The 9,402-nt window shown below is 70.4% G+C and carries 9 protein-coding genes; 4 read left to right on the plus strand and 5 right to left on the minus strand.

Translation table 11 applies throughout. From position 1 onward, the window contains the following. Window positions 1–71: 71 nt before the first annotated feature. Window positions 72–917 (plus strand): ABC transporter permease, encoded by an 846-nt coding sequence (locus AOK01_RS22170; RefSeq protein WP_055514396.1) that lies wholly within the window; start codon window positions 72–74, stop codon window positions 915–917. A 39-nt stretch (window positions 918–956) separates the two neighbouring features. Here AOK01_RS22170 and AOK01_RS22175 read toward each other — a convergent pair whose 3' ends face one another. Beyond that, window positions 957–1,286 carry a hypothetical protein gene (locus tag AOK01_RS22175; RefSeq protein WP_055514398.1) on the minus strand — a complete coding sequence of 110 codons (330 nt, stop codon included), beginning with the start codon at window positions 1,284–1,286 and terminating at the stop codon, window positions 957–959. 219 nt (window positions 1,287–1,505) lie between these two features. Here AOK01_RS22175 and AOK01_RS22180 point away from each other — a divergent pair, with 219 nt between their 5' ends. Next, entirely contained in the window at window positions 1,506–2,534 is a 1,029-nt protein-coding gene (locus tag AOK01_RS22180) for an LLM class flavin-dependent oxidoreductase (RefSeq protein ID WP_055514400.1), read from the plus strand. A 104-nt stretch (window positions 2,535–2,638) separates the two neighbouring features. Here the strand turns inward: AOK01_RS22180 and AOK01_RS22185 are convergent, their stop codons facing one another. Beyond that, entirely contained in the window at window positions 2,639–3,031 is a 393-nt protein-coding gene (locus tag AOK01_RS22185) for an SCO5389 family protein (RefSeq protein ID WP_055514402.1), read from the minus strand. 320 nt (window positions 3,032–3,351) lie between these two features. Between AOK01_RS22185 and nucS the strand changes: the two genes are divergently transcribed. Continuing rightward, window positions 3,352–4,032, plus strand: a complete 681-nt coding sequence (gene nucS / locus AOK01_RS22190) for an endonuclease NucS (RefSeq protein ID WP_055514404.1) — start codon at window positions 3,352–3,354, stop codon at window positions 4,030–4,032. A gap of 28 nt (window positions 4,033–4,060) precedes the next feature. On the opposite strand, the gene AOK01_RS22195 is transcribed toward nucS, so the two are convergent. From AOK01_RS22195 to AOK01_RS22205, 3 genes are all read right to left on the minus strand, one after another. Next, complete coding sequence (locus AOK01_RS22195; protein WP_055514406.1) at window positions 4,061–6,637, minus strand: ATP-binding protein; 2,577 nt, start codon at window positions 6,635–6,637, stop codon at window positions 4,061–4,063. Window positions 6,638–6,972: 335 nt separating this feature from the next. Continuing rightward, window positions 6,973–7,296 carry an STAS domain-containing protein gene (locus AOK01_RS22200; protein WP_055514408.1) on the minus strand — a complete coding sequence of 108 codons (324 nt, stop codon included), beginning with the start codon at window positions 7,294–7,296 and terminating at the stop codon, window positions 6,973–6,975. 257 nt (window positions 7,297–7,553) lie between these two features. Further along, window positions 7,554–8,402, minus strand: coding sequence for a 3-hydroxyacyl-CoA dehydrogenase family protein (locus AOK01_RS22205; RefSeq protein ID WP_055514410.1), 849 nt, complete (start codon window positions 8,400–8,402; stop codon window positions 7,554–7,556). Between the two features lie 275 nt (window positions 8,403–8,677). Between AOK01_RS22205 and AOK01_RS22210 the strand changes: the two genes are divergently transcribed. After that, complete coding sequence (locus AOK01_RS22210; RefSeq protein ID WP_055514412.1) at window positions 8,678–9,250, plus strand: cob(I)yrinic acid a,c-diamide adenosyltransferase; 573 nt, start codon at window positions 8,678–8,680, stop codon at window positions 9,248–9,250. Window positions 9,251–9,402 lie beyond the last annotated feature (152 nt).

Consider the following 9,402-nt stretch of genomic DNA (forward strand, 5'->3'; position numbering starts at 1 on the left):
GTTCAGTCCGCTGCCGCCGCCCCCGCGCAGCCCTCCACCGCCCCCGACCTGACCAAGCCCGAGGACGCCCGATGAGCACGCCCCAGCCGCAGTCGCACCAGCAGGCCGCCCCTGCCCCGAACTGGCAGTCGGCGCCCGGGAACGCGTACACCTCACCGATTCCGGTCACGCCCACGCATCTCGGGCACGCGCTCACCTCGGAGTGGACGAAGATCAAGTCGGTGCGCTCCACGATGTGGACGCTCGGTGTCTTCCTGCTCCTGGTCGTCGGCATCGGCCTCCTCGTCGCCGTCAACACGAAGGACAACGACTACTCGGACGTCCCGTACACGATCCCGGCCTTCTTCGGGCTGATCCTGGGGCAGATCTGCCTGATCACCCTGGGCGTGCTGGTGATCTCGTCCGAGTACGGCACGGGCATGATCCGTACGACGTTCACGGCCTCGCCCCAGCGCCACCGGGTGCTCACCGCCAAGCTGCTGATCTTCTTCGCCGTCGTGTTCGTCGTGTCCGTCCTGGCCATCGGGTTCGTCGGCCTGATCACGTCGGGCATGCACAGCGGGGCGTCGGACGTCGGGTGGAGCAGGAGCGTCCTGTTGGGCGCGCTCTATGTGTCGCTGCTCGGTGTGCTCGCGCTCGCCGTGGGCTCGATGCTGCGGCACTCCGCGGGCGCGATCACCGCGATGCTCGGCCTGGTGCTGCTCCCGGCGATCCTGCCCGCGTTCCTGATGATCTCCGACAGCATGCGCTCGCTCGGCGAGACGATGATGGACTACGCCGCTCCGAACGCGCTCGCCAAGATCTTCCAGATCGACTCCGAGACGGACACCGGCGTCCCGCAGCTCACCCTGCTGATCGGTGTGACGGCGGCGGCCATCGCGGGCGCGTACGCACTGCTCGCGCGACGGGACGTGTAGCCGAGACGTACAGGTATCGGTCGGGGTTTCCGAAACTGTCTAGAACCTCGGCGCGTTCCGGGACCGCTGCACCCGTGTGGTGCGGCGGTCCTTCGCGTTCCAGCACGCCTTGTGCCAGTGGCGGCGCTCGTCCACACCGCAGTGTTCGGGCCAGGCCACCACGTGCGGGACGCCGGAGGGGATCAGCTGGTCGCAGCCGGGGCAGCGGTACGTCTTGCCCTGCGCGCTCGCGCCCGCCACGTGCCGTACGCTCCAGGACTCGCCCTGCCAGCTCTCCGACGACTGCCAGCCGCCGTACCGGCCGGACGGATCCTCGTCCGCGGGCCGGCCGGAGCCGGCTGCGGAGGGACGGTTGCGACGCGGGGACACAGGACACCTCACGGAGCTATACAGGGAGCACGGGCTGCGGCCAAGCCTACGCGGAGCGTCCAAGGGCTGGTGTACGTCACCGATTCCCACAGCTTCCCCGCACGAACGGCTCATTCTGCAGACAATCCGCCAATCTCCCCACCAAGCCGTGTCCTTGGCACGTGTCGGGCGGTTATGCGAAGTGGGGGAGCCGCGTCGGCACAAGGAGGCAGGAGTGCGATGCGCGTAGGAAGTTTTGTTCTGGCGGCCCAGTTTCCCGGTCAGGGCCAAGGCGAGGCACTGCACCGCGCGGTGCGGTCCGCGGAGGTCGCCGAGGAGGCAGGCCTCGACGCGGTGTGGCTGGCCGAGCACCACTTCGTGCCGTACGGGACGTGTCCGTCGGCCGTGACGCTCGCGGCGTTACTGCTCGGGCGCACCCGTCGTATCCGCGTGGGCACGGCGGTCAGCGTGCTGCCCACCGTGCACCCCGTGGCGCTCGGCGAGCAGGCCGCGCTGCTGCACGTGACGTCGGGCGGCCGTTTCTCGCTCGGGGTGGGACGCGGCGGACCATGGGTCGACCTGGAGGTCTTCGGGTCGGGTCTGGAGGCGTACGAGAAGGGGTACCCGGAATCACTCGATCTGCTGGTGCGCTGGCTGCGCGGGCCGTCCGTGGCGGGCGGCTCCGAGCGCTTCGGCTTCCGCGAAGTCCCTGTCGTACCAAGGCCGTCGGAGGCCCTGTCGGGCGGTGAGAGCCCGGAGGTGATCGTCGCGTGCACCTCGCCCGCGAGCGTCCGGCTGGCCGCCGAGCGCGGGCTGCCGATGCTCCTCGGCATGCATGTGGGGGACGAAGAGAAGGCCGAGATGGTCGCACTGTGGCGTACGTACGCGCGTGCCGCGGGGCACTCCCCCGACGGGATCGCGCGCGCCGCCCATGTCTCGGCCGGCGTCGCGCAGATCGCGGACCGGCGGACGGACGCCGTCGAGACGCTCCAGAAGGCCATGCCGGGCTGGCTGAAGCAGGGACTGGAGGCGCATGTGACGGTCGACGGCCGCAAGCGCTCGATGCGCGATCCCCTGGCCTACACCGAACTCCTCTGCGGGCTCCACCCGGTGGGCACCCCCCGGCTGTGCGCGGACCGCCTCGCGGCGACCTCCGAGCGTACGGGGATCACCCGGTTCGCCCTCCTCGTGGAGGGTTCAGGGGATCTGGCCGCCACCGAGGAGAACGTACGGCGGCTGGGGGGCGAGGTGCTGCCACGGCTCCGGTGAGCCGGCCCGGGACCGAGGCGAACAGGCCCGAGCCGGGGAAGCCTGCCGCTCCGGTACAGAACACCTCCCGCGTACGGAGCGGCAAGCCGTGCGGTATCACTGCATCAGCAGTCCCGGAACTCGGGCGACTGGTTCAGCACCTGACTGCGCACCGACGTGAAGCGGGCCAGGGTGTCGTCCACCGAGTCGTCCAGCGGGAACACCGCAACCCTGTGGCAGTTCTGGAAGGCCAGCCGCACCCCGAAGTGCCGCTGCAGCGCGCCTCGTATCGCGTCACTCGCGAGGGCACGCAACAACTGGCCCCGCGCCTGCTCGTCCGGCGGAGGCGTCTGGTTGTCGGCGAAGTTGCCGCCGTCCACCTTCAGCTGGGCCACCAGGGAACTGATCATCCCCCATGCGTAGGGCAGGGAGGTCCGGACGCAGTCGACGAATTCCGCTTCGTCGACCTCGCCTCGCTCGGCCTTTTCGAGTAGGGCCGGTGAGACGTCCAGCGACATGGGTTCTCCTCTCGCACCCCCTCGGCCGAGGGGGTTCACGGACAGGGAAGAAGGCCGCGACACCGAACACGCTGAGTACATGCATCGCGACCTCCCGTTCATACGGTAGGCAACTGTTCGGGGCCGCACCAGGACATTGGGAACACCGCGAGGACCCGATGTGCACACAACCGGCCACTTTCGATCAGGACCTGTCCAGGGAGACAACAGGGCTTATCCGGGGAAACAGGGACGACAGGAGGAGCTCTGCTCCAGCTCCGGTCCCCGAGCCTCCTGGGCGGATCGCGCCGACCCGTACCGGTCGAGTAGCGTTGCCGACCATGCGTCTCGTCATTGCCCGCTGCTCCGTTGACTACGCGGGCCGGCTCACCGCCCATCTCCCGTCGGCCCCCCGCCTCATCCTCGTGAAGGCGGACGGCAGTGTCTCGATCCATGCGGACGACCGGGCCTACAAGCCCCTCAACTGGATGTCGCCGCCCTGCACCCTGAAGGAGGATCCGGGAGCCGGTGACGGCGCGGAAGGTGTCTGGACCGTCGTCAACAAGGCCGGCGAGAAGCTCATCATCACGATGGAGGAGGTCCTCCACGACTCCTCGCACGAACTGGGCGTCGACCCCGGCCTGATCAAGGACGGCGTGGAGGCGCACCTCCAGGAACTCCTCGCCGACCGCATCGAGATCCTCGGTGAGGGCTACTCGCTGATCCGCCGCGAGTACATGACGGCCATCGGCCCGGTCGACATCCTCTGCCGCGACGCGGACGGCGGGACCGTCGCCGTGGAGATCAAGCGGCGCGGCGAGATCGACGGCGTGGAGCAACTGACGCGCTACCTGGACCTGTTGAACCGCGACCCGCACCTCGCACCGGTCCGCGGCGTCTTCGCGGCCCAGGAGATCAAGCCCCAGGCCCGCGTACTCGCCACGGACCGGGGCATCGGCTGCACGGTCCTCGACTACAACGCGATGCGGGGCATCGAGGACGACAAGCTGCGGCTGTTCTGACGGCAGCGGGGTGCGCGCCGTCCGCGCCTCAGACCACCGACGGCGATCCGGACGCGCTGCTGTCCGCCGAGCCGCTGCTCTGGGCGGGGCCGGACGGGGCGGCGGCGCCGGCCGAGTCGGAGGTCGCCGGTGTGGACGTTCCGGTCCCGGTGGGCCCGGTCGGTGGCGGAGTCGTGGTGTCCGTCGGCTTGGGGCTGGTCGGCGGTTTCGGACTGGTCGGCGGCTTCGGCGAGGTGGACGACGGCTTAGGACTGGTCGACGTCGGCTTCGGCGTGGACTTGGTCGGGCTCGGGTCCTTCGAGCCGCTCGGCTCGTCCGACGGCCCGGCCGACGACGTCGGCGCCGGGTCGTCCGCGGTCCCGGGGACGCCGTCCGCGCCGGGGTCGACCGGACCGGCCGTCGAGCCCGCGTCGCCGCTGTCCTTCTTCGGCTGGTCCGCGTCGAGCCCGCCGTCGTCGCCCACGTCGGCCGACGGGTTGACGCCGACCCTCTCCGAGGGCGTGTTGTCGTCCGGGTTGGAGGTCGCGCCGAGCGTCACCACCGTGCCGAGCACGGCGGCGAGCAGAGCGCCCGCTCCGACGGCCACCAGATTGCGGCGCGTGCCGTTGACCAGGCCCTTGACCCTGCCGTGCTTCGGCGGCGAGGCGGGCCCGCTCCGGTGTGTGATCAGTGTGGTGGGCTCCCCGGGCCGCTGCGGCGAGGGGGCCGGCGCGAACGCGGCCGGTACGCCACCGGGCGGCGACGCCGACTCCTCGTACCGCGCGCCGGACACCTCCTCGCCCGTCGTGGGTCCGATGCCCGCCGGGGGTGTGAAACCCGAGCGGTCCGCGACCAGCGCGAGGGCGCGCCGGCCCGCGACGGTGCCCCGCTTGTCGGCGAGGGCGCCGCGCAGACCGATGGAGACCTCCAGTTCGGCGCGGGCCCGGTCGATCTGCCCGCCGCAGAGCGCGAGGACGCCCAACTCGTGGTGGAAATAGGCTTGATCCGAGACCTCACCGGCGAGCTGGGCCGCCTCGCTTCCCGAGCGCAGCGCGCGCTCCCAGGCGCTCCAGTGCAGCCCCGCGGCGAAGGCCGGCGCGACGGTCCTGGCCAGCTCCACCGCGGCGGCGTTCTCCTCGCCGTCGGCCGGCGGCACAGTGAGCGGTACCAAGGCGGCCAGCGCGGCGAGCACGGCGTCCGCCTCGGCGCAGACCCGCTCCGGGGTGACGGACGGATGCCCGGCCCACCAGGTGTAGTGCTTGGCGGCGGCGTGGGCCGTCCCCGCGGCGTCGGACGCGTAGCCGACGGCCTCCAGCTGGGTCCGCACGCCGGCCGCGAGCCGGTAGTGCGAGCCGACGGGTGTGAGGAGCGCGCAGCCGACGAGCTCCGCGAGTGCGGCGTCAGCGTGCGTGTGCCCCACGAGGGCGGGCAGATGCGCCTGGTGCGGCACCTCGCCGTTCAGCGCGACGGCGAAGCGCAGCGTGGCGCGGGCCGACTCGCTGAGCCGGGAGGCGAGCAGCGCGGCGGGCGCGGCACCCTCGGCGAGCGAGGGCAGCGGCACGTCGGTGCCGTCCTCGGCGTCTTCGGCGTCGAGGGGCGGGTCCGCGGGCACGTCCGCGAGCCCCTCCACGAGCCCGTCCTCATAGGTGCCGGAGTAGTCGCCCGGGTAGTCGCTTGAGTAGTCGCCGAACTCGGCGAAGGCGCTCGGGTCGGCGCGCAGCTGGTCGCGCTGTCGCAGCAGGGCGCCGGCCTGGACGAAGCGCAGCGGCAGTCCCTCGGACTCGAACCAGAGGTCGCCCGCCCAGTTGGCCTCCTCCTCGGTCAGCACGCGGCCGACGGCACGTTCCAGCAGTTCGGGACCGCCCGCACGGCCGAGACCGCCGAGGAACACCTCTTCGAGGAGCGAGTCGGCGGACGGCGCGGCGATCTCGGGCGTCGCGGAGACCAGGAACGCGCACTCGGGTGCGGCGTCGAGCAGGTCGTCGAGCGTGCTGCCGCCGAACTCCACGTCGTCCAGGACGACGACCGCGCCGATGTCGTGGACGAACGCGAGCAGTTCGTCCCGGTCCGGCCGGTACCGCGGGGAGTCGTGGACGGCGGCGAAGAGGTCGTGCAGGAGATCGTCCACCGTGCGCCGGTGGCCGCTGAGGCGGACCACGCCGTCGGGCGCGAGGTCCGCGCAGTCGTCGGCGACGGCGTCCAGGAGCACGGTGCGGCCCGAGCCCGAGGGCCCGGTGAGCCGTACGGAGCGTCCGCGCGCGAGCAGCCGTACGAGGCGCTCACGCTCCTCCTGCCGCTCCAGGAGCGGCAGCCTGGGCCCCGGGACCCCCGGCGGTACGGGCGGGCGGGCGGCGCGGGCCTGGTCGGCTCGCTCGGACGCGCTGAACTTCGTGGGCCGCGGCGGCTGCTCGCCCGGTGGGCAGAGCTCGATCTCGCTGCCGTCGACGGGATTGACGGTGAGCAGGTGGTCGCCCACGACCAGTTGGACGGTGCGGGCCGGCGCGGGCGTGTGCGGGGCACCGCCCTGTCCCAGCGCGTGCGTCAAAGGATCACGCGGTGGGCGCTGTCGCGGCGCCGAGCCGTCGTCGTGGCCGTACTCTTCGGGTCCCCGGTTCGTCGGGTCCATAGGTCCAAGCCCCCCAAAAGCGTCGTGTGCCGAGCCCCCTCCGGCCTTGCCGCACACTGCACTGTCGCTTCTGGTCCGGTGCCCGCTCACGGGTTCTTCAAGATGCGGGCAGCCGAACCCTAAACCTTCGCACAGTATCTAGGAACACACGGGGTACCGCGCCGTCCGAGACGTCACAGCTTCGTGAGGATTGTTCGCGAGGTACGGGTTTCGTACTCCGCTTCCGATCCGGACTTCACCGTTTGCGGCAGTGACGCGGAACCTCGCGGAACCTCGCACGGAGAAGAACGAAGTCACATTCGGAACGTCACGCCCGGCAGGTCCCACCCTGTGCGTCACACCCTGGGCAGCGACTCGACCCCGATACCGCCCTCGATCGCCAGAATGCGGTGGAGCCGGGTGGCCACCAGGAGGCGCTGCATCTGCGGCGGGACGCCGCGCAGCACAAGCGTCCGGCCGCACCGCCCCGCCCGCCGGTGGACCCCCATGATGACACCGAGTCCGGTGGCGTCCCAAGAGTCCAGCTCTGACAGGTCGAGCACCAGGTCGCCGGCTCCGTCGTCGACGGCCGAGTGCAGGACCGTACGGGCGTCCGCCGCGCTGCGTACGTCGAGGCGGCCCCCGACGACCAGCTCGGCGTGGTCGCCCCTGATGTGCATATGCGCTCCCCGAGAGTGCGTATTCGTACTCGGCGTCTTTGTCTCAGCGTGTTTGTCTCAGCGTGTTGTGCGTGGTGGTGCTCAGCGTTTTCTCCATGCCCTGTGGTGCGGGACACGTCCTGTGTTGCCAGGACTGACTCCCGTACTGGGGCAGAAGTTGCCGTCTGTGAGCGAACCGATACCGAAACCACTCCGACGAGTGACAGCGTGACCGGCAGAAGATCACCACGGAGTCAGTACGTGTATCAGTACGCGTATCAATACGTGTAGAAGCCCTGCCCGCTCTTGCGTCCGATGTCACCGGCGTCAACCATCCGGCGCATCAGTTCCGGTGGGGCGAACTTCTCGTCCTGGGACTCGGTGTAGATGTTGCTCGTCGCGTGCAGGAGGATGTCGACGCCCGTGAGGTCGGCGGTGGCGAGGGGCCCCATCGCGTGACCGAAGCCCAGCTTGCAGGCGAGGTCGATGTCCTCGGCCGAGGCCACGCCCGACTCGTACAGCTTGGCCGCCTCGACGACGAGTGCCGAGATGAGCCGGGTGGTCACGAAGCCGGCCACGTCACGGTTGACGACGATGCAGGTCTTGCCGACGGACTCGGCGAACTCCCGCGCGGCGGCGAGGGTGTCGTCGCTCGTCTTGTAGCCGCGGACCAGCTCGCAGAGCTGCATCATCGGGACCGGCGAGAAGAAGTGGACGCCCACGACCCGCTCCGGCCGCTCGGTGGCCGCCGCGATCTTGGTGATCGGGATGGCGGAGGTGTTGGAGGCGAGTACGGTCTCGTCCTTCACCAGCCTGTCGAGCGTACGGAAGATCTCGTGCTTGACTTCCAGCTTCTCGAAGACGGCCTCGACGACGATGTCGACGTCGCCGACCGCGTCCAGATCGGTGGTCGTGGTGATCCGGCCCAGCGCCTGTTCGGCCGCGCCGGCGTCCAGCTTCCCCTTGCTCACGAACTTGTCGTACGAGGCCTTGATGCCGTCGGTGCCACGGGTCAGCGCCTCGTCGGTGACGTCCCGCAGGACGACGTCCCAGCCGGCCTGTGCGGCGACCTGGGCGATACCGGACCCCATGAGTCCGGCTCCGATGACGGCGAGCTTCCGTGCCACTGTCCGACTCCCCTACTGCTTCGTCCCGGGCCCCCGGCCGGACGACAGGCCGACCGGGACAACCGGTGTTGACAACGCGAGACAGCCCCGAACAACGCGCCTTCGAGTTGCCTCTCCGGCGGACCTTAGCGTTCGTGAGGGGCCGTGTGACCGGTAAGTAACGCGCGTCACGTCTCATCTGACGGACATCACACCGGGCGGCTCATTCCGCCGCCCGTACGGCGTAGTTGAGAGCCCTGTGACGCGAAAGGCCGGCGCGTAACTACGCTGGCCGCATGGTCAATCTGACGCGCATCTACACCAGGACCGGCGACCAGGGCACCACGGCCCTCGGCGACATGAGCCGCACCGCCAAGACCGACCCGCGGATCTCGGCGTACGCGGACGCCAACGAGGCGAACGCGGCCATCGGCACGGCGATCGCTCTCGGGAGCCTCGACGAGGACATCGTAGAAGTCCTCTCCCGTGTCCAGAACGACCTGTTCGACGTGGGGGCCGACCTGTCCACGCCGGTCGTCGAGAACCCCGAGTTCCCGCCCCTGCGCGTCGAGCAGTTCTACGTCGACAAGCTGGAGGCCGACTGCGACCGCTTCAACGAGCGGCTGGAGAAGCTGCGTTCCTTCATCCTCCCCGGCGGCACCCCCGGCGCGGCCCTCCTCCACCAGGCCTGCACGGTGGTCCGCCGGGCGGAGCGCTCGACCTGGGCGGCCCTCGAATCCCACGGCGACGTGATGAACCCCCTCACGGCCACCTACCTCAACCGCCTGTCGGACCTCTTGTTCATCCTGGCCAGAACAGCCAACAAGGACCTCGGCGACGTCCTATGGCTCCCGGGCGGCGAACGCTGACCTTCGGGGGGCGCGGGGAACGGCGCAGTCTTTGTTTCTCTGGGGGCGCGGGGAACGGCGCAATCCTTATGTCTTTAGGGGCGCGGGGAACGGCGCATTCCTTTGTCTTTCAGGGGCGCGGGGAACTGCGCGACCAGCCCCCACCCTCCGCA

Source organism: Streptomyces aurantiacus (genome assembly GCF_001418335.1).
GTDB lineage: Bacteria > Actinomycetota > Actinomycetes > Streptomycetales > Streptomycetaceae > Streptomyces > Streptomyces aurantiacus.

Coding starts and splice junctions, on each gene's coding strand:
- AOK01_RS22170 (WP_055514396.1), top strand. CDS start 72: ATGAGCACGCCCCAGCCGCAGTCGCACCAGCAGGCCGCCCCTGCCCCG.
- AOK01_RS22180 (WP_055514400.1), top strand. CDS start 1,506: ATGCGCGTAGGAAGTTTTGTTCTGGCGGCCCAGTTTCCCGGTCAGGGC.
- AOK01_RS22185 (WP_055514402.1), bottom strand. CDS start 3,031: ATGTCGCTGGACGTCTCACCGGCCCTACTCGAAAAGGCCGAGCGAGGC.
- nucS (WP_055514404.1), top strand. CDS start 3,352: ATGCGTCTCGTCATTGCCCGCTGCTCCGTTGACTACGCGGGCCGGCTC.
- AOK01_RS22195 (WP_055514406.1), bottom strand. CDS start 6,637: ATGGACCCGACGAACCGGGGACCCGAAGAGTACGGCCACGACGACGGC.
- AOK01_RS22200 (WP_055514408.1), bottom strand. CDS start 7,296: ATGCACATCAGGGGCGACCACGCCGAGCTGGTCGTCGGGGGCCGCCTC.
- AOK01_RS22210 (WP_055514412.1), top strand. CDS start 8,678: ATGGTCAATCTGACGCGCATCTACACCAGGACCGGCGACCAGGGCACC.